This window comes from Xanthomonas euroxanthea (assembly GCF_903989455.1).
Taxonomy (GTDB): Bacteria; Pseudomonadota; Gammaproteobacteria; order Xanthomonadales; family Xanthomonadaceae; genus Xanthomonas; species Xanthomonas euroxanthea.
Map to the genome: position 1 here is coordinate 3617263 of NZ_LR861803.1, position 25552 is coordinate 3642814.

Annotated in this window: 15 protein-coding genes; 9 read left to right on the plus strand and 6 right to left on the minus strand. The window is 66.8% G+C overall.

Features of this window, described 5'->3' with window-relative positions; translation table 11 throughout:
• Positions 1-5: 5 nt before the first annotated feature.
• Positions 6-533 carry a GNAT family N-acetyltransferase gene (locus H7A86_RS15205; protein WP_104584710.1) on the minus strand — a complete coding sequence of 176 codons (528 nt, stop codon included), beginning with the start codon at positions 531-533 and terminating at the stop codon, positions 6-8.
• Between the two features lie 375 nt (positions 534-908).
• Positions 909-2675: an aspartate--tRNA ligase gene (gene aspS / locus H7A86_RS15210; protein ID WP_119131114.1), complete on the minus strand. Its 1767-nt coding sequence runs from the start codon at positions 2673-2675 to the stop codon at positions 909-911.
• Between the two features lie 156 nt (positions 2676-2831).
• Here aspS and H7A86_RS15215 point away from each other — a divergent pair, with 156 nt between their 5' ends.
• Complete coding sequence (locus tag H7A86_RS15215) at positions 2832-3602, plus strand: DUF3011 domain-containing protein (protein WP_119131113.1); 771 nt, start codon at positions 2832-2834, stop codon at positions 3600-3602.
• 105 nt (positions 3603-3707) lie between these two features.
• On the opposite strand, the gene H7A86_RS15220 is transcribed toward H7A86_RS15215, so the two are convergent.
• On the minus strand, positions 3708-4001 hold the full coding sequence (locus H7A86_RS15220; protein ID WP_104583599.1) for an FmdB family zinc ribbon protein: 294 nt from the start codon (positions 3999-4001) through the stop codon (positions 3708-3710).
• Positions 4002-4441: 440 nt separating this feature from the next.
• On the opposite strand from H7A86_RS15220, the gene H7A86_RS15225 reads away from it, so the two are divergent.
• The 3 genes from H7A86_RS15225 (at position 4442) to H7A86_RS15235 (ending at position 11285) form a co-directional block, all read left to right on the plus strand.
• Positions 4442-5686: an MFS transporter gene (locus H7A86_RS15225; protein ID WP_119131112.1), complete on the plus strand. Its 1245-nt coding sequence runs from the start codon at positions 4442-4444 to the stop codon at positions 5684-5686.
• Positions 5687-6494: 808 nt separating this feature from the next.
• The gene (locus tag H7A86_RS15230) at positions 6495-8906 is read left to right on the plus strand and encodes a TonB-dependent receptor domain-containing protein (RefSeq protein WP_119131111.1); all 2412 of its coding nucleotides are present in this window, start codon (positions 6495-6497) and stop codon (positions 8904-8906) included.
• A 228-nt stretch (positions 8907-9134) separates the two neighbouring features.
• Entirely contained in the window at positions 9135-11285 is a 2151-nt protein-coding gene (locus H7A86_RS15235; protein WP_119131110.1) for a phosphocholine-specific phospholipase C, read from the plus strand.
• Positions 11286-11291: 6 nt separating this feature from the next.
• Here H7A86_RS15235 and bla read toward each other — a convergent pair whose 3' ends face one another.
• Positions 11292-12242 (minus strand): class A beta-lactamase, encoded by a 951-nt coding sequence (bla, locus tag H7A86_RS15240; RefSeq protein ID WP_119131109.1) that lies wholly within the window; start codon positions 12240-12242, stop codon positions 11292-11294.
• A 100-nt stretch (positions 12243-12342) separates the two neighbouring features.
• Between bla and ampR the strand changes: the two genes are divergently transcribed.
• Complete coding sequence (ampR, locus tag H7A86_RS15245; protein ID WP_119131108.1) at positions 12343-13215, plus strand: LysR family transcriptional regulator AmpR; 873 nt, start codon at positions 12343-12345, stop codon at positions 13213-13215.
• Positions 13216-13527: 312 nt separating this feature from the next.
• Here the strand turns inward: ampR and H7A86_RS15250 are convergent, their stop codons facing one another.
• Positions 13528-15444, minus strand: coding sequence for an ABC-F family ATP-binding cassette domain-containing protein (locus H7A86_RS15250; RefSeq protein WP_119131107.1), 1917 nt, complete (start codon positions 15442-15444; stop codon positions 13528-13530).
• 176 nt (positions 15445-15620) lie between these two features.
• On the opposite strand from H7A86_RS15250, the gene H7A86_RS15255 reads away from it, so the two are divergent.
• From H7A86_RS15255 to H7A86_RS15270, 4 genes are all read left to right on the plus strand, one after another.
• Entirely contained in the window at positions 15621-18005 is a 2385-nt protein-coding gene (locus tag H7A86_RS15255) for a TonB-dependent receptor plug domain-containing protein (protein ID WP_119127655.1), read from the plus strand.
• A gap of 233 nt (positions 18006-18238) precedes the next feature.
• On the plus strand, positions 18239-18664 hold the full coding sequence (locus H7A86_RS15260) for a VOC family protein (RefSeq protein ID WP_180707907.1): 426 nt from the start codon (positions 18239-18241) through the stop codon (positions 18662-18664).
• Positions 18665-18938: 274 nt separating this feature from the next.
• A complete protein-coding gene (locus tag H7A86_RS15265) occupies positions 18939-21326 on the plus strand; it encodes a TonB-dependent receptor plug domain-containing protein (protein ID WP_119131106.1) in 2388 nt (795 codons plus the stop codon).
• A gap of 313 nt (positions 21327-21639) precedes the next feature.
• Complete coding sequence (locus tag H7A86_RS15270) at positions 21640-24039, plus strand: TonB-dependent receptor plug domain-containing protein (protein ID WP_119131105.1); 2400 nt, start codon at positions 21640-21642, stop codon at positions 24037-24039.
• Between the two features lie 261 nt (positions 24040-24300).
• Here the strand turns inward: H7A86_RS15270 and H7A86_RS15275 are convergent, their stop codons facing one another.
• A complete protein-coding gene (locus H7A86_RS15275) occupies positions 24301-25494 on the minus strand; it encodes a cytochrome P450 (RefSeq protein ID WP_119131104.1) in 1194 nt (397 codons plus the stop codon).
• Positions 25495-25552 lie beyond the last annotated feature (58 nt).

Consider the following 25552-nt stretch of genomic DNA (forward strand, 5'->3'; position numbering starts at 1 on the left):
GCCGCTCAGTCGGCCGCAATGCGCGGATTGCGGCGCAGGATGAATTCGCGGTCGAGGATCTTGCCGACCGGGAAATCGTACTCGCCCACCTTTTCGAAACCGTAGCGGGCGTAGAAGCGTTGTGCGCCGAAATTCTCCGACCACACGCCGATCCACAGCGTGCGCGGGCCGTCGCGCTCCAGCCATTCCAGCGTGGTCTCGAACAGGCGGCTGCCCCAGCCACTGTTCTGGTAGTCCTTCAACAGATACAGCCGCTTGAGCTCACCGTCGCCGGGACGCACGTCCTGGTGCGGCAGCCCGCAGGGCCCGGCGGCGGCGTGGCCGACCAGCAGGTTGTCCATCTCCAGCAGCCAGATCGCATAGTCCGGATGCGCCAGCACGATGCGTGCGCGCTCGACCGCGTAGGTCTCCTGCAGAAAGCCGTGCAGATCCTCTGGCGGGTACAGATGCCCGAAGGTTTCGGTGAAGGTCTGCGCAGCCAGCAGCGACAAGGCTTCGGCATCGTCCGGTGTGGCGCGGCGGATGCGGGTCATGCGGGCGTCTCATGCCGGGGGGACGTGGCAGCTTCGCGCATGCGGCTTCGTTGCCGCAAGCGGGGAATGGGGAATGGGGAATGGGGAATGGGGAAGCAGGAAGCAGGAAGCGGGAAGCGGGAAGCGGGAAGCGGGAAAGCATCCGGGATCCGCGTTTCCGAGGCGATGCGGGTGTGGACCGCTCACAGTGGATTGTCGAGGGCGAGCGAGGAGCGCGGCCCTGCGTCGCGGTTGCGGCAGGGCGCGGCCTCGGCTGAGGACACCGCCAGTTCGGCAGATGTGCAGCGCGCCCACCGCATCTACGCATGCGACACGCTGGGCGGCGCGGCGTATCGGCTGCACGGCCACGCGCTGGCATGGCCGTGTGGTGACAGGTCAGGCCTGCTTGGGGCGTACCTGCACGTGCACTTCGGCCAGCTGATCGGCGGCGATCGGCGACGGGGCGTCGGTCATCAGGTCCTGCGCGCCGGTGGTCTTGGGGAACGGGATGACGTCGCGGATCGACTCGGTGCCGGCCATCAATGCAGCGATGCGGTCGATGCCGAAGGCGATGCCGCCGTGTGGCGGGGCGCCGTAGTTCAGCGCATCGAGCAGGAAGCCGAACTTGGCACGCGCCTCCTCGGCGCCGATGCCGAGCAGCTCGAACACCGCGCTCTGCATGTCCGGGCGGTGGATACGGATCGAACCGCCGCCGATCTCGTTGCCGTTGAGCACCATGTCGTAACCACGCGAGACCGCGGTGCGGGCGTTGGCGCGCAGGTCGGCGATGTCGTCCACCGCCGGCGCGGTGAAGGGGTGATGCAGGGCCACGTAGCGCTGCGCCTCCTCGTCCCATTCGAACATGGGGAAATCGGTGACCCACAGCGGCGCCCACCCATCGGCGACCAGATTGAACTCCTTGCCGGCCTTCAAGCGCAGTGCGCCCATGAAGTCGGACACGGTGTTGTAGCGGCCGGCGCCGAAGAACACGATGTCGCCATTGGCCGCACCGACGTGCTTGAGCAGCGCAGCGAAGGCCTCTTCGCCGAAGAACTTGGCGATCGGCGAGCTGACCTCGCCGGTCTCCGACAGCTTGATGTAGGCAAGGCCCTTGGCACCGTACTTAGCGGCGTGCGCGGCGTAGTCGTCGATCTGCTTACGGCTCAGGGTGGCGCCACCGGGGATGCGCAGCGCGGCCACGCGGCCGTCGGCGTCATTGGCGGCGGCGGTGAACACCGGGAATTCGCTGGCCTTGACCAGCTCGGCCACGTCGACCAGCTCCAGCCCGATGCGCAGGTCCGGCTTGTCCGAACCATAGCGACGCATCGCCTCGGCCCAGGTCATGCGCGGGAACTGCGCGGCCAGTTCGACGTCCACCACTTCCTTGAAGATGGCGCGGATCATGTCTTCGACGAAATCCTGCACGTCGCGCTCGCGCACGAAGGCAAATTCCATGTCCAGCTGGGTGAATTCCAGCTGGCGGTCGGCGCGCAGCGCTTCGTCGCGGAAGCAGCGTGCGATCTGGTAGTAGCGGTCGAAGCCGGCCACCATCAGGATCTGCTTGAACAGCTGCGGGCTCTGCGGCAAGGCGTAGAACTCGCCCGGATGCATGCGCGCCGGCACCAGGAAGTCGCGTGCGCCTTCCGGGGTGGCCTTGGTCAGGATCGGGGTTTCGATGTCCTGGAAATCGCGTGCGTCCAGGTGCCGGCGCAGCGCCTGCACCAGCTTGATGCGGGTGCGCTGCATGCGCTGCATTTCCGGACGGCGCAAATCCAGGTAACGGTACTTCAGGCGGGTTTCCTCGCCCGGGTTTTCATGCGCGTGGAACGGCAGCGGCGCAGCCTTGTTGAGGATGCTGATGCGGGTGGCGATCACTTCCACCTTGCCGGTGCGCAGCTTGTCGTTGACCGCGTGACGCGCGCGCACCACGCCTTCGACCTGCAGCACGTCCTCGTAGCCGAGGCTGGCGGCCACCTTGAACAGCTCGGCGCTGGCGTCGTCGCCGGCCACCGGCTCCACCGTCACCTGCACGATGCCTTCGTGGTCACGCAGGTCGATGAAGCACACCCCGCCCAGGTTGCGGGCCACGTCGGTCCAGCCGGCGAGAGTGACGGTTTGGCCGATCAAGGTCTCATCGACCAGGCCGCAGAAGTGGGTACGCATCGAAAGCTCCGCTGAAAACCCGACGCAGGACGGCGCCGGAGAGCCGGATATTCTGGGGCCGGCGGGCGACAGGAGCAAATGCGCAGGCGCTCATGGCCGCTTAAGTCAGCGCCCGGCTGAATAGGCGCCAGACCCTTCCGCACCAAGGACGACACGATGCTGCGCACCGCCCTGCTGCTCTCCGGCTTCGGCCTGATCACCCTGACCGGCCTGCTGACCAGCGCGCCTGTCGCCGCGCAGGACCGTGGCTGGAACGGCCCCAGCATCACCTGCTCCAGCAACGACAACCGTCGCCGTGAGTGCGATACGCCGTTCCGCGGCCGCGCGGTGCTGGTCGAAAACATCTCCGGCACCCGCTGCATCGAAGGCCGCAACTGGGGCAGCGACCGCGGCCGGGTCTGGGTCGACAATGGCTGCCGTGGGCGCTTTGTCGATGGTCGCAACGGCGGCGGCGGCTGGGGCGGCAACACTGGCCCCGGCGGTGGCGGGGTCGCCGGTACGGTGCGCTGCGAGAGCAACGACCAGCGCCAGAAGATCTGTGACACCGGCTGGCGCCGCGCCATGCTGGTGCGTCAACTGTCCAACACGCCCTGCGTGGAAGGCCGCAACTGGCGCCAGGACGGGGGCCGGATCTGGGTGGACGACGGCTGCCGGGGCGAGTTTGCGCAGGCCCGCGGCGGCTGGGACCGGGGTGACGGCGGCGACGGTGGCCGCGACGACCGCCCGCGCAACGATTACGCCATCACCTGCGCCAGTGACGACCGCCGCCTGCGCACCTGCGGCTGGGATGGCCGCTATGGCCGCCCGGTGCTGACACGCCAGCTGTCCGACACCCGTTGCGAGGAAGGCCGCAGCTGGGGGTACGACGCCCGCCGCGCGACGCTGTGGGTCAACGATGGCTGCCGGGCGCGCTTCGAGGCGCGCTGAGGCAGCAGGTACGCGCGCCGCTTACGGGTCGGGACAGGGGGATGCGGCTTCAGCACTGCCAGCCGCTGCCCGGCACCGCCCGTCGCTGCGGCGCGCTGACCCGGCTCAGGCAGGGTCGGCCGCGGGCTTGGCCGCGGGCTTGCTCTCGGCGGCGGCGGCCGGCTTGGCATCGCCACCGGCGCTGCTGCTCTCGCTGAGGTTTTTCTTCTTCTCGCCCGCCGACTTGAAGTCGGTCTCGTACCAGCCGCTACCGGACAGCCGGAACGACGGCGCGGTGATCTGGCGCTTGATCGTGGCCGCCGCGCAGGCCGGACAGGTCTGCGGATCGGGGTCGGCCATCTTCTGCAGGCGGTCGAAGGCGTGGCCGCAGGTGGTGCACTGGAAACCGTAGATGGGCATGGCAGGATCAGCTGAAGACGATGCAGGGGCGCAGATTCTAGACGGATGAGGGCAGGCAGGTGCAGTGGTGCAGCTGCGCTTGACCACGCGCACGCGTTGCCGGCGAGAGACATCGACCGGTGATCGCTGCGCGCCCGCCCGTGCGCCCGATGGGCGCCCGGCATCGCGGCTCCGTCGGCAGACTGCAAGGCGTGCGCGCGCATGCCGACGGTCGCCGGCCTGGGCACCGAGTGCGCGACGGGGCGGCGTGACCGTGCGAACTGCGCAGGCAGGTGGGGCCGTCATCCGGAACGTCAACCATCCAGGCTTCGCGCCGAACTACAGCCAACCACTTGGTATCGAACGCCGAAAGCCAGCTGGCTTGGGTCAAGCCGCGCGACACGGGCTGCTACACTCGAACAGGTGATCGACGCGCCTCTTCCCCCACGAGGACCGCATCCATGTTGCGGCTGACTGCCTTACTGCTGGGCGTTGCCCTGCTGCTGACCGGCAGCGGGCTGCTCGGCACCCTGCTTGCCGTGCGCGGTGGCCAGGCCGGTTTCGATGCGCGTGCGCTCGGCCTGATCATGTCCGGGTATTTCGCCGGCTTCTTTCTCGGAACCTTCTTCGCACCGCCGCTGATTCGGCGCATCGGGCATATCCGCGCATTCGCGTTCTACGCGGCGCTGGCGGCGATCGCGGTGCTGCTGCATCCGATCTGGTTGAACGCCTGGGGTTGGGGATTGCTGCGGCTGGTCACCGGCGCGGCGCTGGTCGGCCTGTACACGGTGATCGAGAGCTGGCTCAACGCCGAGCCGGACGCGCGCCGGCGCAGCCGGGTGTTTTCGGTCTACATGGCGATCAATCTGTCGGCATTGGCGCTGGGCCAGATCCTGCTCACCGCAGGCGATGCGGGCGCACCGGCGATGTTCACGCTGACGGCGATCCTGATCTGCGCGGCAGTGATGCCGGTGATGACCACGCGCCTGATTCCGCCCGAGGTACCGCACGTGTCGCGCCTGCGCCTCAAGACGCTGTACGCGTTGGCCCCGGTGGCGACCATCGGCGCGGGATTGTCGGGCCTGGCAATGGGGGCGTTCTGGGGCTTGTTGCCGGTGTACGCCGACCGCATCGGGCTGGATGCCGACGGCGTGGCGATGTTCATGCTCACCGCCATCATCGGCGGTGCAGTGCTGCAGTGGCCGATCGGGCGCATCAGCGATGGCCATGACCGGCGCATCGGCCTGGTCACGATCAGCATGCTGGCGGCCGGCATCGCGATCGCCGCCGCAGTGCCGATGGTGCAGGCACAGACGCAACTGTTGTTCGTGCTGTTCTTCGTGTACGGCGGGTTGGCGTTCTCGCTGTATCCGTTCGCGGTGGCACACATGCTCGATTACCTGCCGCGCGAAGATCTGCTCTCCGGCTGCAGCAGCCTGCTGCTGGTACATGGCGTGGGCGCGGCGATCGGTCCGGCCCTGGCCGGTGGCGCGATGCAGAAATTCGGCCCTGCCGCGCTCCCGGTCTATTTCGCGGTGATGCTGCTGGCACTGGCCGGATTTACCCTGGCACGCCTGCTGCGCTTCACGCGCCGCCGCATCCACCCGATCTCTTTCCGCCCGATGCTGCGCACCACCCCATCGGCGCTGGAGTTGATGCCGGAGACGCAGCAGGCCGAAGCACCGCCGCACGCCAAGGGCGGATAGCACACCTATTTCGCTGTCGTTAGTCGCTGCGCTGCTGATCATGTGATCTGCGGCTTTGCTGCAGGGGCTCCCTTGCCCGCCCACCATTGCGGGGGCGCCGCAAGGCGGAGCAACTGGTGGACGACTTTTTGGACGGATCAGCTATGGAGCGGTCTATCTGCCGCTTGGCTGCAAGGCCCTTGTCCGCCCACCATCGCGGGACACGCCGCAAGTACGTCCTTGTAGGCTCTTACGCGGCATCCATGCCGCGTAAGGTCCCGCGACGGTGAGCGGACAAGGACCAAGTCGAGGTAACTGGCGTGCATGGTTAAGAGCAGTCAGAGCGGTGCGTGGTGCGCGTCGTTTGATCCTGATGCGCCGGCTCGATGTCCGACACACGTTTCGACAAGCGGCTTTTCGCGCGGGCATCGACCAACTTGCTGGTGCGGTGTCCTTACCGGTTGCGGGACCCTTGGCGGCATGGATGCCGCCAAGGAGCCTCCACGGACGGATTCACGGCGTGTCCCGCAAGTGGTGAGGGCACCGCGCACTCGACTCAGCAGGCTCTTTTGACCTAAGCACTTGAGTGCATCTACAACAATGCGACGACTCGAAACCGCTTGGAGTGAAGACAGCGCTGCGGCGCGAAACTCCAGGTGTCTTACAACCAGCGCGGCCCAGAAACATCCAAACAGCGCTGAATCGCCGTCGCCCCGACGTTAGGACTTCCCAAGTCCATCTGGTGATCCCGACCACACCTTTTGCGCGGTCATCATCACGCAATGCAAGCGCGGCAGTCTTTGCGGACCTCCCCGCTTGTTGGATTGCAATGGATTCGACGTCCTCCTCGCGCGTGCGCCATCCGGCCACGCTCGCGTTGTTGCTGGTTCCGCTCACCCTGCCCGCCTACGCACAGCAAGCCCCCGATGGCGCAGCGTCTGGCCCGTCCGCGGCCGAACCGGGCAGCGCTGGCGAGCAGGTGTCCACGCTGGATCAGGTGCAGGTGGTCGGCCAGGCGATGACGTATTCCAAGACCAATGTCAGCAAGGAAATGCTGGACCGCCAGTTCGTGCTGGGCAGCGTCAACGATGCGCTCAACGAACTGCCCGGCGTGGTGGTGACCGAGGCCGATGCCTTCGGCTCGTCGGATTGGGGCACCCAGATCAGCATGCGCGGCTTCGTCAGCAATCGCGATACCCAGCAGATCGGCACCACCATCGATGGCGTGCCCAACGGCGGCTCGGCCTATGGCGGCGGCTCCAAGGCCAACCGCTTCATCGACATGCCGGACCTGGAAACGGTGGAAGTCAGCCAGGGCACCGCCGACATCGCCTCGCGCTCCAACGAAGCGTTGGGTGGCACCTTGAACTACCTCACCGGCGATCCGCTGGAAGAGCAGCGCGTGCGCGTGATCGGCGGCATCGGCGACAACCAGGCGCGCAAGTATTACGCGCGCTACGACACCGGCCTGCTCGGCGGCAACACACGCGCCTGGGTCAGCGGCTCGTCGGCACGCAACGACGACTGGATCGACGGCAGCGGCCACACCCGCCGCGACCACCTGGCCGGCAAGTTCGTCAGCGTGTTGGACAAGTGGACGCTCAGCGGCTACGCGTCCTACGACGATGCCGACGAATCCGAGTACACCAGCGTGACGCCCGAACAGTTCGCGCGCGACCCCGAGCACGACCTGCTGACCGGCACGCTCACCGGCATTCCGTACCTGGACCAGAACTATCGCTCCGGCTCGCGCGCGCTGCGCAAGAACACCTTCGGCTATCTGCGCGGCGCCTTCGATGGCGGCAATGGCTTCAAGACCACGCTGACCGGCTACGCGCACCGCATGCAGGGCCGTGGCGACTGGATTCCGCCGTATCTGGTGGATGTCACCAACGACGGCGCCGGCGCAGCGGAATCCGAAGCGCGTGGCGGCAACACCGTGTATGCCGGCAGCGACCTGGGCAAGCTGTATTACCTCACGCCCGGCGGCGCGGCGGCGACGATGCTGGCCGGTTGCGCCGGCAGCGATGCGCTGCCTGCCGAATCCAACCCGGCCTGCTATCCGGCCGGTTCGGTGCCGGTGCAGTCGTATCGCCACAGCCACTACGACAACCACCGCGCCGGCGCGATGGCCGATGTGGAATGGCGCGCGGATCTGGGCGCCATCGACAACACCGTGCGCGCCGGTGCGTGGCTGGAACGTTACGACCGTAGCGTCACCCGCGACTGGCATCGCCTGCTCAACGTCGGCACCAACATCGGCTTCGACCATCAGCCGTACTGGGTGCAGTTCAAGGATGACTACCAGACCGACGAGCAGATGTATTACGTCGAGGACGTGATGCGCTACGGCGCCTTCGCCTGGCGTGTGGGCGTCAAGCAGTTCTTCGTCGACCAGACCCGCGACCGCCGCATCGGCGATGCGCAGCATGTGGAGTCGGATTCGCACTCGGACCCGCTGCTGTCGGCCGGCCTGACCTGGACCACCCCGGTGCAGGGCCTGGAAGCCTTTGCCGGGTATTCGCAGAACTTCGCCGCGATTCCCTCCGGCGTGCTGGGCGAAACCGACCCGGTCGCGCTGAGCCGGGTGCAACCGGAAACCGCCGACAACGTCGAACTCGGCCTGCGCCTGAGCCGCTGGCCGTTGACCGGCAGCGTGACGCTGTACGACATCCGCTTCGACAACCGCATCGTCTATGTGCCGGCCAACTTCGTCACCGGCATCGACTACCTGGGCGAAACCGATGGCGTGTACGAGAACTTTGGCGGCGTGCATGCGCGCGGCGTGGAAGCGGCGCTCGGCTATGGCTGGGACAACGGCTGGCGCATCAACGGTGCCTATACCTACAACAAGGCCGATTACCTGGGCAGCGGCGATGCCGCGCGCGACACCGCGCTGGAGATCACCCCCGGTGCGCAGGTGATCGGCCAACCGCGCAACACCTTGGTGGTGTCGGCGGACTGGCGCGGCCAGGCGTGGCGCTTCGGTGTGTCCGGGCGCTACCTGGGCAAGCGCTACCTGGACGCCTCCAACCGCGCAGCACTCGATGGCGTGACCACCTTCGATGCCAACCTGGGCGTGGAGCTGTCGCAACTGTCGTCGCAGCTCAAGGGCCTGCAGCTGGCGCTCAACGTCAGCAACCTCACCGACAAGCGCTATCTGGAAGGCGTGGACGGCAGCGACAGCGCGTTCATCGGCGCGCCGCGCACGGTCGGGCTGACCGTGACGCTGGATCTCTAGCGTAGACGGCGCACCGCTGCCCGACAGGCGATAGGATTTCCAGTGATGGGGAGCGGATCGGGGAAAAGGCACACGACCGATCCGCTCCCTGCATTGTCTCCTGCGCACCTGCAAAGGGACGGCATTGGCGCTTGTGAACGCACGGGACAGAACACACGCGCTGACGCATTGGGTACGCTCGGCCCGCTCCAGCGCCGACAGGTTTGGCGCGCCAAACCAGGTGACACGATGATCGACCTTCCCCGCCGCCGCGTTCTGCAGACCGGGCTTGCCGGCGCCGCCGCCGCGCTGCTGCCGCCCAGCATCGCGCGGGCCGCCGCCATCGCGCCGGATCGCCGCACCGGCACGCTGGAAGATCTGCAGCATGTGGTGATCCTGATGCAGGAAAACCGCGCCTTCGATCATTACTTCGGCGCCCTGCCCGGCGTGCGCGGGTTCGGCGATCGTTTCCCCATTCCCGCGCCGCCGCTGCCGGGCGCGCCCGCGCGCACGGTGTGGCTGCAACCCAGCGAAGACGGCCGCCAATGGCTGACGCCGTTTGCGCTGGATACCGCAGCGCAATTCGGCTTCATGCGCGTGCAAGGCACGCCGCATAGCTGGGTGGATGCGCAACGCGCCTGGGATCACGGCCGGCTCGGGCACTGGGCCGCGGCCAAGCACGACCACGCACTGGGCTATTACCGGCGCGCGGATATTCCGTTCCAGTACGCGCTTGCCGACGCCTTCACCATTTGCGATGCGTACCACGCCTCGATCCAGACCGGCACCAATTCCAATCGCGTGTTCCTGTGGAGCGGCGGCAACGACCCGCAGGCGCGCGCCGGCGGGCCGGTGATCGGCAACTCGCATGACAACTTTCCGGAACTGGGTGGTTTCGCCGAGCCGTATCGCTGGACGACCTACGTTGAACATCTTCAGAAAGCGGGTGTGTCCTGGCAGATCTATCAGGACATGCGCGACAACTTCACCGACAACCCGCTGGCCGGCTTTGCGCCGTTCCGGCAGGCCTTCACTGCTGCACCCGGGCACGATGCGCAGTTGCGCGCGCGTGGCGTCAGCACACGCGGTGTCGAGCAGCTGCGCGCCGACGTGCTGGGCGGGCGCCTGCCATCGGTGAGTTTCGTCATCGCCGATGCGGCCGGCAGCGAGCATCCGGATCCGTCCAGTCCTGCGCAGGGCGCGGCCTATACCGCGCGTGTGCTGGATGCGCTGACCGCCGATCCGCAGGTGTGGAGCCGCACCGCACTGCTGTTGATGTTCGACGAGAACGACGGCTTCTTCGATCACATGCCGCCGCCGGCGCCACCGTCGCCGGACCCGCGCGCGGCCGGCGGCCTTGCCGGCGCATCGAGCATCGCTACCGACGACGACTACCATCGCCACCCGGCACCGGGCGAACAGAAGGTGGATCTGCCCGAGCTGCGCGGCCGTCCCTATGGCCTGGGCCCGCGCGTGCCGCTGTACGTGATCTCGCCGTGGAGCCGCGGCGGCTGGGTGGATTCGCAGGTGTACGACCATACCTCGGTATTGCGCCTGCTGGAACGCCGCTTCGGCGTGCCCGCGCCGGAGATCACGCCGTGGCGGCGCGCGGTGTGCGGTGACCTCACCGGTGCATTCGACTTCCGCAATGCCGATGCGCGCCCCTTCGTCGCGGCGTTGCCCGATGTCAGCGCCACCGCAGCGCGCGCGGCAGCCCTGCGCGAACACGCACTGCCGCCGTTGCCGGCCACGTTGCAATCGCCGCAGCAGCCGTTCGGTACCCGCCGTTCGCGGGCGCTGCCGTATCGCCCCAGCGTGGAACTGGCTTATCTGCCTGAGCGTGGCGAGGTGAGGCTGCGCATGTCCAATGCTGGCGCGGCGGTGGTCCTGCACGTCTACGACCGCCTCGATCTTGCTGCAATTCCGCGTCGTTATACGGTGGGGAACGGCGCGGCAGTGGATGGCACGTGGGCCACCGGCGATGGCCGTTACGACCTGTGGTTGATCGGCCCCAATGGCTTCCATCGTCACTATTGCGGAGATCCGGGCGCACCATTGCTGGTGGCCGAGATCACCCAGGATGCGAACGATCGCGCGGCCGTGTCCCTATCGCTGCGCAATGCCGGCAGCACTGCGGTGCAGGTGGAGCTGCAGCCGGGCGCGTATACAGCCGCGCAACCGCACGAACGCCTGCGCATTGCACCCGGCGCCACCGAACGACGCCGCTGGCAGGCAGCAGCAACCGGCGGCTGGTACGACCTGTGGGTGACGCAAGACGGCGCAGCGCAGCGGCTTGCCGGGCGCATCGAAACCGGCGCAGACAGCGTCAGCGACCCGGCCATGGGCGGGCCGGCGCGGCTGCAGCAGGACGAGCCGCTGGTGATCGGCGCGCCGGGTTGAGAAAACTCAGCGCGGCGCGACCTCTGTCAGCGTGCGCCACTCGCGCTGGAACGCGTCGTCGGTGAACCCCGCGCCCGTCATCGCGACCGCGGCAGCAACAGCCTTGAGCGCTGCATCGCGTGCGGCAGCATGGACCGTTGCGCCATTGAGATAGGCGGTCAGCAGCAGCGGTGCCTGGCGTCCTGGCTGCCACAGGATGGCGATGTCGTTGCGGGTGTCGCTGCCGTTGCTGCCGGTCTTGTCGCCGATCTTCCAGCCGCGCGGCAGGCCGGCGCGCAGGCAGGTATCGCCGGTGCGGTTGTCGATCATCCAGTCGGTCAACTGCTTGCGCGAGGCCGGCTGCAGCGCGTCGCCCAGCAGCAGGGTGCGCAAGGTGGCGGCCATTGCCGCCGGGGTGGTGGTGTCGCGCGGGTCGCCCGGGGCGAACCGGTTCATCTCCGGCTCGTGGCGGTCGCTGCGCGTGTGCGCATCGCCGATGCCACGCAGGAAGGCGGTCAGTCCGGCCGGCTCGCCCACCAGCGGAAACAGCAGATTGGCGGCCGGGTTGTCGCTATGGATCATCGTGGCCCGACACAGCTCGGCCACGCTCAGCGACCCGCCGACATGGCGCTCGGTGATCGGGGCATGTTCAAGCATGTCGGCGGCACGGATTTTCACCCGTTTCCCCAGGGTCAGCTCGCCCTTGTCCACCCGCTGCAGCACCGCCGCAGCCAATACAAATTTGAAGGTGCTGCACAGCGGGAAGCGCTCGTCCTCACGCTGGCCGATGCGCCTGCCGGTGGCGCTGTCGAGCAGGCAGATGCCCAGGCGGCCGCCGCTCCTGCGTTCGATCCCGGCCCATGCCTCTCGCAACTCAACCGCTGCAGACGCCACCAGACTGACGGCCCGTAGGGGCCTGGACGCTGCAAGCAGCACACTCGCGCCGGTTGCGCACAGGAATTGTCGACGCTTCAACATGGACCAGCCTCCCGATCAGAGCCCGCAGTATCGGCCCGGGGCGGCCGCCGGAGTATCGCGATGTTTCGATCCCTGGCATGAATTGAACTAATCTCTGCGCATGCCACGCCCTCGCCTCCCACTCAACGCCTTGCGCGCCTTCGAGGCCGCCGCACGCCACCAGAACCTGACCCGTGCGGCGAGCGAGCTGTGCGTCAGCCAGGCCGCACTCAGCCACCAGATCAAGGCGCTGGAGCAGCAGCTGGGCAGCAGCCTGTTCCATCGGCTACCGCGCGGGGTGGCACTCACCGATGAGGGCGCGGCGCTGGCGCCGGTGCTGGCCGAGGCCTTCGATCGCATTGCCGCCACCCTGGAGCGCTTTGCCGATGGCCGCTATCGCGAGGTGCTCAGTGTCGGCGTAGTGGGTACCTTCGCCACCGGCTGGCTGCTGCCGCGCGTGGATGCCTTTCATGCGGCGCATCCGGAGATCGAGCTGCGCCTGTCGACTCACAACAACCGCGTCGACCTGGCCGGCGAAGGCCTGGATCTGGCGATCCGGTTTGGCGATGGCGACTGGCAGGGGCAGATTGCCGAGGCGTTGATGGAGGCGCCGTTTGCGCCGGTGTGTGCGCCGACCATGGCACGTGGCTTGCGCACGCCGACCGATCTGGCGCAACTGCCGTTATTGCGCTCGTATCGCCAGGACGAATGGCCGCAGTGGTTTCGCGCCGCGGGCGTGGCCGAAGTCGCCGCACGCGGAGCGATGTTCGATTCCTCGTTGACCCTGGCCAGCGCCGCGGCGGCCGGTATCGGTGTGGCGTTATTGCCGCTGCCGATGTTTCGCCAGGACCTGGATGCCGGGCGCCTGGTGTGCCCGTTTCCGATCCAGATCAACGCTGGACGTTATTGGCTGACGCGGCTGCGCTCGCGGGCGGAGAGCGAGGCTGGGCGCAGGTTTCTTGCGTGGTTGTTGGTGGAGCAAACGCCGGGGTGACGCTGGATGCGTTCCCGGGCCGGTTGCCTGCGTGCACGCGACGCTGCCTCTCTTGTGAGATGGCTGCGCCGCACCTCACCCAGCCCTTCCATCGAGATGCCTGTCTTCCGTCGTACCCTCACCCCAACCCCTCTCCCGCAGGGAGAGGGGCTTAATTCACCACAGCTGCGGCTTGCTCCCTTCTCCCGCTGGGAGAAGGTGGCGCGTAGCGACGGATGAGGGTACGGGCGCGAAGCCTACTTCCATCACCTTCGCCCTCCATGCACCAGCGATCAACAGGCACCATCACCGGCACCATCACCGCGACCGCTGCTACACCCCCTCGATCAGCTCCATCCACGCCGCTTCCGCAGCCGCCAGTTGCTGTGCGGTGGCCTCGCGGTCGCGGCCCAGCACCGCCATCTTCTCGCTGTCGGCATAGTTGCCCGGGTTGGCGAGCTCGCGGTCCAGCGCCGCCAACGCCGCTTCCAGTTCGCCGACGCGCTTTTCGGCGCTGGCCAGCTTGTGTGGGTTGACGGCCTTCTTCGGCGGCAGCGGCTTGGTCGGCGGTGGAGGTGTCGGCGCCACTTCGGCCATCTTCTGCTTGGTGCCCTGGGCAGCCGGGCGGCTGCGCAGCCAGGCGGCGTATTCGTCCAGGTCGCCTTCGAACGGCTCGACCACGCCATCGGCCACGCGCCAGAAACTGTCGCAGACCAGGCCGATCAGATGGCGGTCATGCGAGACCATCACGATCGCACCTTCGAAGTCGCTCAGCGCTTCGGCCAGGGCCTCGCGCATTTCCAGGTCCAGATGGTTGGTCGGTTCGTCCAGCAGCAGCACGTTCGGCTGCTGCCAGGCGATCAGCGCCAGCGCCAGACGCGCGCGCTCGCCGCCGGAAAAACCATCCACCACCTCGAACGCACGGTCGCCGGCGAAATTCCATTTGCCCAGGAAGTCGCGAAACGCCTGGTTGGCGCCATCCGGCGACAGCTCGCGGAAGTGATCCATCGGCGACTGGCCCTCGTGCAGCGACTCCACCGTGTGCTGGGCGAAGTAGCCGATCCGCAGGTCCGGATGCGCACTGCGCTCGCCCGACAGCGGCGCAAGCTCGCCCACCAGCGTCTTCACCAGCGTGGACTTACCCGCACCATTGGGCCCCAGCAACCCGATCCGGTCACCCGCCTCCAACCCGAACCCGACATCTTGCAACACGGTAATCGCATCGCTGGACCCACGCTTTTGCGATTCCCCATTCCCGATTCCCGGCTCCCGCGGCGCAGCCGCATACCCGCAAGCCGCATGATTCAACCGGATCAGCGAAAACGGCAGCCGATTGGGCTGGGCAAACTGGATGCGGAACTCGCGCTCGGCGCGGACCGCTTCGGTGCCAGCCATCTTGGCCAGGCGCTTCATGCGGCTCTGCGCCTGGGTGGCCTTGCTGGCCTGCGCCTTGAAGCGGTCGATGAAGCTCTGCAGATGCGCGCGCTCGGCCTGTTCCTTGTCGTGGGCGATCTGCTGCTGGCGCAGGTGCTCGATGCGCTGGCGCTCGAAATCGGTATAGCCGCCGACGTACAGCTTGGCGGTGCCGCCATGCAGATGCAGCGTATGCGTGGCCACGTTGTCGAGGAACTCGCGGTCATGCGAAATCAGCAGCAGGGTGCCCGGGTACTTGAGCAGCCATTGCTCCAGCCACAGCACCGCGTCCATGTCCAGGTGGTTGGTCGGTTCGTCCAGCAGCAGCAGGTCGCTGGGCATCATCAGCGCGCGCGCCAGGTTCAGGCGCACCCGCCAGCCGCCGGAGAACGAGGACACCGCGCGGTGATGGGTGTCGGCCGGGAAGCCCAGGCCGTGCAGCAACTTGCCGGCACGCGCCTCGGCATCGTAGGCGCCGAGTTCGGCCATCTTCTGGTGCGCGTTGGCGACTGCTTCCCAGTCCTCGCGCGCGGTGGCCGCGGCCTCTTCCTGCAGGATCGCGGAGACCTCGATGTCGCCGCCCAGCACGAACGACAGCGCCGGATCGGGCAGCGACGGGGTTTCCTGCGAGACGCTGGCGGTGCGCACCTTGCCGGGCAGGTCGACATCGCCCTTGTCCGCCTCCAGCTCGCCCTTGACCGCGGCGAACAGGCTCGACTTGCCGGTGCCATTACGGCCCACCACACCGACGCGGTAGCCGGCATGCATGGTCAGGTCGACGTTGGACAACAGCAGACGCTCGCCGCGTCGCATGGAGAAGTTGCGCAGGGAAATCATTGATGGACAGTCCGATAGAACGAAAAGGAATGAGCAGATGAGCAGCACTCCTGCGACGCCATTCTAGCGTTAACGAATAATTAGCGCCTTCGGGCTGGCCGTCGTTCCTTCGCGTCGCCGCGACCAGACCCCGCCCAGCCTTGCTGGTCCTGCCTGGACCCCCGTTCGGAGTTGTCATGAATTACCCGCTGTCCTCGCTCGCAACCGCCGTGGTTGCGGCGCTGCTCGCCTCCCCCGCCTTTGCCCAGAGCGCCACGCCGGCCAGCGCGCCCGCCAACACGCTGGACACCGTCATCGTCACCGGTACCCGTGTGTCCGACCGGACCGTGGCCGAATCGCAATCGCCGATCGACATCATCAGCGCCGAGTCGCTGCAGGCCACCGGCACCTCGGAGCTGGCCACCGCACTGGCCCGCGCGCTGCCGTCGCTGAACTTCCCGCGCCCTGCGCTGAGCGACGGCACCAGCGCGATCCGTCCGGCACAGCTGCGCGGCCTATCGCCGGACCAGGTGCTGGTGCTGGTCAACGGCAAGCGCCGCCACACCTCCTCGCTGCTCAACCTCAACGGAACCATCGGCCGTGGCGCCGCGGCGGTGGATCTGAACACCATTCCGGTGGCGGCGATCGCGCGCGTGGAAGTGCTGCGCGACGGCGCCTCGGCACAATACGGCTCCGATGCCATTGCCGGTGTGGTCAACATCGTGCTCAAGGGCGCGGAGAAGGGCGGTAGCCTGCAGGCCGGCTTCGGCCAGTACTCGGCCGGCGACGGCAGCAACTACGAGCTGTCCGGCGACACCGGCGTGGCGTACGGCAACGAGCGCGGCTGGCTGCATGTGGCCGCCCAGCTCAACCAGCAGGACCCCACCGACCGTGCGCGCGGCTATGCCGGCGCCCCCAGCGCCTCGCAGCCGGCGGTGGGCCAGAAGGCGTTCAAGATCGGCGACCCGGACGTCAACGCGCAGGCGGTGTCGGCCAATACCGAGTTCGCCTTCAGCGACAGCATCACCGGTTACGCCTTCGCCACCGCCAGCAACCGCGACATCACCTCGTTCGCGTTCTTCCGCGCGCCGGGCAGCACCCAGAACATCCTGTCGGTCTATCCGCAGGGCTTCCTGCCGGAAATCCAGACCTACGCCAAGGACCGCTCGCTGGTGGCCGGCGTGCGCGGGTCCACGGCCAGCGGCTGGGACTGGGATGCCAGCTACAACTACGGCTACAACAAGATCGATTTCCACACCCGCAACACGCTCAACGTGAGCCTGGGGCCGACCTCGCCCACCTCCTTCTACGATGGCGCGCTGGAGACCACGCAGAACATCGTCAACCTGGACGTCAAGCGCGGCTTCGACTGGGGCCTGGCGTATCCGGTGACGGTGGCCTTCGGCGCCGAATACCGCAACGAGAAGTGGAACCAGTCGCCGGGCGAAGTGGGCTCGTATTTCCAGGCCGGCACGCTGGCCGGTGGCGCGCAGGGTTTCGGCGGGTTTGCGCCGAGCGTGTCCGGGCAGTATTCGCGTGACAGCTACGCGCTGTATGCGGATCTGGAAGCCGATTTCACCGACAAGTTCTCGGCCGGCCTGGCCGGCCGCTACGAAGACTTCAACGACTTCGGCAGCCAGGCCTCGGGCAAGTTGTCCGGCCGCTATGCGTTCACCGACAGGGTCGCGCTGCGCGGCACGGTGGCGTCGGGCTTCCGCGCGCCGTCGCTGGCGCAGCAGTATTTCCAGTCCACCAGCACCACCTTCCTGGCCGGCAATCCGAACCCGTTCGAGATCCGCACCTTCCCGGCCGACAGCACCGTCGCGCGTGCGCTGGGGTCCGAGCCGCTGGATGCCGAGACCTCGCTGTCCTACAGCCTGGGTCTGGTGCTGCAGCCGACCGATGCGCTCTACCTCACCGTGGATGCGTACCAGATCGACGTGGACGACCGCATCGTGCTGTCGTCCAACCTCACCGGCACCGGCGTGCGTAACCTGCTCGAAGCGCAGGGCATCTTCGGCATCAACGGCGGGCGCTACTTCACCAACGCGGTGGACACGCGCACGCGCGGTGTGGACGTGGTCGGCAGCTACCGCTGGCAGCTGGCCGCCAGCAGCGTGGACCTGACCGCCGGCTACAACTATTCGGAGACCGAGGTGCGCAGTGTCGCGGCCAATCCGGCCGCGCTGTCGGCCAACGGGCTGAGCCTGGAGCGCATCGACCGCACCGAACGCGGCCGCATCGAAGAAGGCTTCCCGCGCGACAAGTTCCTGGTCAACGGCAGCTGGAACCTGGAGCACTGGACGCTGGCACTGGGTGCCACGCGCTATGGCAAGTACAGCACGCGTCCGGCCGCGGCGATCAACGACCAGACCTTCGGCGCCAAGTGGGTGGTGGATGCCTCGGCCAGCTACAAGATCGATCGCTGGACGCTGACCCTGGGTGCGGACAACCTGCTGGACGAATACCCGGACGAGAACAATTTCGCCAACTCCACCAGCGGGCAGTTCCCGTACAGCAATCTGTCGCCGTTCGGCTTCAACGGCGCCTACGTGTACGGCCGCATCAACTATCGCTGGTAACCCGGCGACCTAGCCTGCGGTGCTGCCAGGCACTTAGTGCCCAGGCACGCTGCACGATTGCATCCTGACGCTCGACCACACGCCCCGGCTTGCCGGGGCGTGTGCGTTTTACCCGGCGTGCTTGCGGCGTTTTCCTGATGCAGGCCATCCGGAGGCGGGCATCGATGCGCCGTGAAGAGCCACCGGCGGCCGCAGTGGTATCAACGCGCTTCCACCCTGATGGAGCACCCACCATGGACGCAGCGCAACTCTCACGCGGCCGTCTGATCGACCACCTGCATCTGGTCGTCCACGACCTGGCGGCGAGCCGACGTTTCTACCAGGCCGTGCTCGATGTGCTGGGCATTCCGATCGGTGGCGAAGGCGAAGGATTCTTCTGGGCCGACGAGCTGTTCGTGTCCGATCGCCACACGGTGGCGCAAGGCGTACTCACCGGCCGCCACCATCTGGCCTTCCAGGCGCACGATGTCGCCATGGTGCATGCGTTCCATCAGGCCGCCCTCGCCCACGGCGGCCGCGACAACGGCGCACCGGGCGTGCGCCCGTATCACCCGAGTTACTACGCAGCGTTTGCCCTGGATCCAGATGGCAACAACATCGAAGCGGTGTTCCATGGTCCTGCGCAACGCAACGCCGATGCGGTGCAAATCACGTTCTGATGCAGAAGTTTCATAACTGCTATCGATGTCCATGATGGTGCAAAAAAACCCGTGCAGCAGCAGGTCGGGTGCAAGCGACGCATCACTCTGGTGCAAGCTGGCAACGTTTTCATAAGCATATTTGCGATGACGGTTGCAAGCGCAACATAACCAAAATTTGACATGCGGTTATGCGTGGTCAATGGTTGGGAACGCACCGCAGCTGCCGCAACGGACGCGGCCCGGGAAGGGGGCCCCTGCGATGCATCCGTTCCCCACTCGGAGTTGTCACCGCATGAATTGCAAGACCAGTCCACTCGCAGTTGCCGTTGTTCTTGCACTGTCGTTTTCCGCTTCAAGCGCAGTCGCGCAGTCACAAGCTCCCACCCAGAAAACCCTCGATACCCTGATCGTGACCGGCACGCGCGTGGCCGATCGCACCGTGGCCGAGTCGGCATCGCCGATCGACATCATCTCGCCGCAGGCGCTGGAATCGACCGGCACCACCGAGCTGGCGACCGCGCTGTCACGCGCGATCCCCTCGTTGAATTTCCCCCGCCCGGCCATCTCCGACGGCTCGGATGCAGTGCGCCCGGCGCAGCTGCGCGGCCTGTCACCCGACCAGGTGCTGGTGCTGGTCAACGGCAAGCGCTACCACAGCACCGCGTTGATCAACCTCAACGACACCCAGGGCCGTGGTTCGTCGCCGGCCGACCTCAATACCATTCCGATCGCCGCGGTGGAACGCATCGAAGTGCTGCGCGACGGCGCGTCGGCGCAGTACGGCTCCGACGCCATCGCCGGCGTGATCAACATCGTGCTCAAGGGCAGCGGCGAAGGCGGCAGCGTCAATGGCCGCTACGGCAAGTACAGCGCTGGCGACGGCGAGCAGTATCAGCTGTCCGGCGATGCCGGTTTCAGCTTCGCCGGCACCGGCAAGGTGCACCTGGCCGCGCAGGCCGGGCACTCGGACCAGACCAACCGCGCACTGCCCTTCCAGGGCCGCGTGGAGCAGCGTTACGGCGACCCGGACATCGACCAGGGCGCCATCTCGTTCAATGGCGAATACAGCCCCACCGACTACCTGACCTTCTACTCGTTCGGCATGGTCAGCCGCCGCGAGGTGCTGTCCAACGGCTACTTCCGCTTTGCCGGCGACAACCGCAACCGCCCGGAAATCTATCCGGACGGCTTCCTGCCGCAGATCTACAACGTCAGCAAGGACGTGTCGTGGGTCGGTGGCTTGAAGACCTCCACCGAAGGCGGCCTGAACATCGATCTGAGCTACAACTACGGCCAGAACAATCTCACCTTCGATGTACGCAACAGCTTGAACAACAGCCTGGGGCTGGCCAGCCCGACCAACTTCCATGCCGGCACGCTGGAAGTGACCCAGAACGTGCTCAATGCCGACTTCACCAAGACCCTGGACTGGGGCCTGGCGTATCCGGTCACCCTGGCCTTCGGTGCGGAATGGCGCGGCGAGAAGTTCAACCAGTCGCCCGGCGATGCGGCATCATCGGCCAACGGCGGCATTCCATCTGCGGCCGGAACGCTGATTCCGGGCGCACAGGTGTTCCCGGGCTTCAAGCTCTCCGATGCCGGCTACTACAACCGCAACAGCCACTCGGCCTATGTGGACCTGGAAGCGGATCTGACCGACAAGTTGTCCGCCGGCCTGGCCGGCCGCTACGAGAAGTACAGCGACTTCGGCGATACCGCCACCGGCAAGCTGTCGCTGCGCTATGCGTTCACCGACAAGATCGCAGTGCGTGCCACCGCCTCCACCGGCTTCCGCGCACCGTCGTTGCAGCAGCAGAACTTCCAGTCGATCGCCACCCAGTTCCTCAACGTGGCCCAGCCCAACGGCACGGTCACCGCGATCCCGTTCGAGATCGGCACCTTCCGTACCGACAACCCGGCCGCCATTGCACTGGGCGCCGAGCCGTTGAAGGCCGAGGAATCCAAGAACTACGGGCTTGGCGTGGTGCTGCAGCCGATCGAAAACCTGTACATCACGGTCGATGCGTATCGCATCGAGATCGATGACCGCATCGTGCTGTCGGAAAACCTCACCTCCAATGCGGCGCGCAACTACCTGCAGGCCAATGGCTTCCCGGGCATCGGTGGCGGGCGCTACTTCACCAACGCGGTGGACACCAAGACCCAGGGCGTGGATGCGGTCGGCACCTATCGCTGGAACCTGGACGGCGGCAGCGCGGAGCTGACCTCCGGCTACAACTACAACAAGACCGACGTGGAACGGATCGCCGACAACCCGGCAGCGCTGGAAGCGATCGATCCGGGTGCAGTGCGCATCGGCCGCGCCGAACTGGGCCGCATCACCGAAGGCACGCCGCGCGACAAGTTCTTCCTGGGCGGCACCTGGTCGCCGGGCAACTGGTCGTTCACCGGCACCGCCACGCGCTGGGGCGAGTTCAGCACCTTCGGCACCAACGCCGGCAGCGACCAGACCTATGCGGCCAAGTGGACGTTGGACCTGGCGGCGTCCTACAAGTTGAACGACTGGAACTTCACCATCGGCGGCGACAACGTGCTCAATGAGTATCCCGACCGCCAGGAAGCCGGCCTGGGCACGCGCACCTACCTGCCGTACAGCAGCGCCTCGCCGTTCGGTTTCAACGGCGCGCTGGTGTATGCCAACGTGAGCTACAAGTGGTAAATCCCCACGTGCCGGTCGGCAACGACCGGCACCTCGATCGCCGCGCCCCACGTCGCTGAGACCAGGCGGCACGCCCGCAGCATCGCTCGCCCTGTCCGATTGTCGCGACAGGGCAAGTTCCCCCCTCATTTCGCAAGGATGCGCCACGCAGCAGACGCTGCGTCGCAGTCCGTTGTCCTTGCCGTGCCCGCCATCCCGCCAGCGCACACGCGCTGCGTGCAGGCGACACGGATCACGCAGTCCGCCGTCCTCTTCCCCCGCACCACACGCAGCGCAGTGCTGCGTCCATCATCCCCCTTGAGTCTCCATTCCCATGCACACCTCCAACGCACTCTCGCTTGCGATCTCGGCCGCGCTCACCGTCTGTACGTTTGCCGCCAGTGCGCAATCGCAGCCTGCCCAGCCGCAGAAAACCCTGGATACGCTGATTGTCACCGGCACACGCGTCAGCGACCGCACCGTGGCCGAATCCGAATCGCCGATCGACATCATCACCGAGCAGTCGCTGCAGGCCACCGGCGCGACCGACATCGCCACCGCGCTGGGCAAGCTGCTGCCCTCGCTGAACTTCCCGCGTCCGGCAATCTCCGACGGCAACGATGCCGCGCGGCCGGCCACGCTGCGCGGGCTGTCGCCGGATGCGGTGCTGGTGCTGGTCGACGGCAAGCGCTATCACACCTCCTCGCTGATCAACTACAACCCGTACGTCGGGCGAGGTTCGGCACCGGCCGATCTGAACTCGCTGCCGATGTCGGCCATCGCGCGCATCGAGGTGCTGCGCGACGGCGCCTCGGCCCAGTACGGCTCCGATGCCATCGCCGGCGTGGTCAATATCGTGCTCAAGCATGGCGCCGATGCCGGCAGCAATAGCGTGTCGATCAATGGCGGCATCATGGACAAGGGCGATGGCGAGCAGAACGGCATCGACGGTTCGGTCGGCCTGCCCTTCGGCGGCAGCGGCGGCGATACCGCTCCGGGCTGGGTGCGGCTGTCGTGGAACTACCAGAACACCATGAGCACCAACCGCGGCGAAAACACCAACCGCGCCACCACCGTGCCGGGCACGCCCAACCCGGGCGGTGTGCCCTACCAGCGCCACGGCGACCCGGCCTCCACGTTCTACCAGGGGCTGGCCGCCTTCGGCTATGCGTTCTCGCCGAACCTGGAGCTCTACGGCCACCTGAGCATGAGCCGGCGCGAAGTCACCTCCAACGGTTACTACCGCGCAGCTGAAAACACTGCGCGCAACGTGCAGGCGATCTACCCGAACGGCTTCCTGCCGCAGATCTACAACCCCACCAATGACCGCTCGGCGGTGCTGGGCCTGAAGGGCAGCACCGAGAGCGAATGGAATTGGGACATGTCGGCCACCTACGGCAAGAACGACATGAACTTCAACATCCTCAACAGCATCAATACCAACCTGTACTACACCACCGGCAGCTCGCCGACCAACTTCAATTCCGGCGGCTTCGAAACCGAACAGGGCACGATCAACCTGGACGTCAACAAGTCCTTCGACTGGGGCCTGGCGTATCCGGTCAATGTGGCCTTCGGCGCCGAGCATCGCCAGGACCGCTACCAGATCACCGCCGGCTCGCCGGCGTCGTACTTCTTCGATCCCAACACCATCAATCCCGACGACGGTGCCCCATATCCGGGTGGCGCCCAGGTGTTCTCCGGGCTTGAGCCGTCGGTGGCCGGCAAGTTCGGCCGCCACAGCAACGCGGTCTACGCCAACCTGGAAGCGGACATCACCGACAAGCTGTCCGGCGGCATCGCCGGGCGTTACGAAAACTACAGCGACGCCGGCTCCACGCGCTCGGGCAAGCTGTCGGCGCGCTACGCCTTCAGCGATACCTTCTCGCTGCGCGGCACCATCTCCAACGGCTTCCGCGCGCCGTCGCTGGCCCAGCAGAACTATGCCTCGGTGGTGACCTTGATCCAGAACGGCGAGCTGGTGCAGGTCGGCACCTACCGCACCTCCGACCCGGTCGCGGTGGCGCTGGGCGCCGGCCCGCTGAGCCCGGAGAAATCCACCAACTACGGCCTGGGCGGCGTGTGGCAGCCGACGGCCAACTTCACCTCCAGCCTGGACGTCTACCAGATCCGCATCTGGGACCAGATCCTGTACTCGGACCAGCTGCAGCTGGCGCAGCCGATCGGCCAGGTGGCCGCGGTGCAGTTCTTCGTCAACGGCGCCACCAGCCGCACCCGTGGCGTGGACTGGATCAACAGCTATCTCGCCGACCTGGGCAGCTACGGCAAGCTCAACCTCAGTGCCAGCGCCAACTACAACAAGACCACGATCCTGGAACTGTCCAACCCCAACTTCGGGCGGGCCAGCCAGGGCCTGCTCACCGATGCCACCCCGCGTACCAAGTACATGGCCGCGGCAGACTGGACGCTGGGCGGCTTTGCGCTGAACTTCAACGCCACCCGCTACGGATCGATCAAGCGCATCAGCGACCCGGCCGATGGCAGCCAGGACCAGACCTACGACGCGCGCTGGCTGTTGAACCTGGCCGCCAGCCAGACCTGGAACGCATTCACCTTCACCGTGGGCGCGGACAACCTCACCAACCAGTACCCGACCAAGGCGCAGCTGACCACCGGCTACGACGACCGTGCTGGCGGCCTGCAGTATTCGTCGCTGTCACCGTTCGGTTTCAACGGGCGTTACTGGTACGGCCGGGTCACCTATCGGTTCTAGGTCGCCACGCTCGATCGCAACGTGCTGATCGAACGTTTCGATCAGCGCATCTCTCACGCAAACACCGCCGATCGCTTGGCGGTGTTTGTCGTTGGAGCCACCGCAACACGCGTGCAGCGGCTGTTTGCCGTCTACCGCAATGGTGTGTGTCCCGTTGAACGCCGTATTGATGGCCACAGTGCGTCGGCGGGCGTGGTCAACGCGTTGCCGCCATCCGTGCAGCGTATGGGAGGGTTTGTTGGCTGCTATTGCCCGACGACCTCACCAGGAGGCGAGCAGCGCGTCGACACCGCGCAGGTTGGCGCGGTCGTTCCAGCTCAGCGTGTCGCGCTGCTCCAGCCGCAGCGCCGGCAGACGGGCCAGCAGGCAGGACAGCGCGGCCTCCATCTCGATCAGGGCCAGCCGGTTGCCCAGGCAATGGTGGATGCCGCCGCCGAAGGACAGCGCGCGGCCCTGCTGCCGGCGGATATCCAGCACCTGCGGGTCGGTGAACTGCAGGCTGTCGTGATTGGCCGCGCCCAGCATCAGGTACAGCATGGCGCCCTGCGGAACCGCCACGCCCTCGATCTCGAACTCCTGCAAGGCCGTGCGCGTGGCGATCTGCACCGAGCTGTCGTAACGCATGCACTCGAGCACCGCATTGGGCAGCAGGCTCGGGGTGTCCTGCAGCAGGCGCAATTGCTGCGGATGCCGATGCAGGGCGACCAGCGCATTGCAGATCATGTTGGAGGTGGTTTCGTGGCCGGCGAAGAACAGCAGGATCACGTTGGAGACGATTTCCTCATCGCTCAGGCGGCGGCCGTTGTCCTCGGCCTGGATGAAGCGCGTGATCAGATCCTCGCCGCCATCGCTGCGACGTTGCGCGATCACGTCGTGGAAATACGCAGCCAGCTGGTCATAGGCGACACTGGTCGCCTGCAGTTCTTCGGCCGTCATCATCGGATCGAAGACCTTTGCCAGGGCACTGGTCGCATGACTCAGCGCGGTGGCATCGGCCGCATCGATGTCCAGCATCCGGCAGATGATGGCGATCGGCAGCGGGAACGCGAACTCGGTCAGCAGATCGCAGTGGCCGTTTGCCTGGAAAGCGTCGATCAACCCGGCGGCGGTATCGCCGGCCACCTGGCGCATGGCATCCATCTGCCGCGCACCGAAGGCCTGTGTCATCAATCCACGCAACTGGGTGTGCAGCGGCGGGTTGAGCAGCAGGAACATGCGGCTCATGCCCTGAAACAGCGGCAGGTGCACCGCCGCCTCGCCGTAACGCAACCGAATGCTTTGCAGGTAATCGCGGCCGAGCCGGCGATCGCCGAGCAGCCGATCGACCACCGCGTAGCGGCCGGACATCAGCCGCCCGTCCGCCACCTGTACCAGCGGCCCTTCGTCACGCAGCCGTGCGTAGGTCGGATAGGGATCGTGCCGGAAGTGGGGTGTTGCGAAATCGCTGAGATGCATGGCCTGGCTCGTAGGGCATCGCCCGCGACAGGGGCGATGAGGGCGTGGGCCTGCCGGA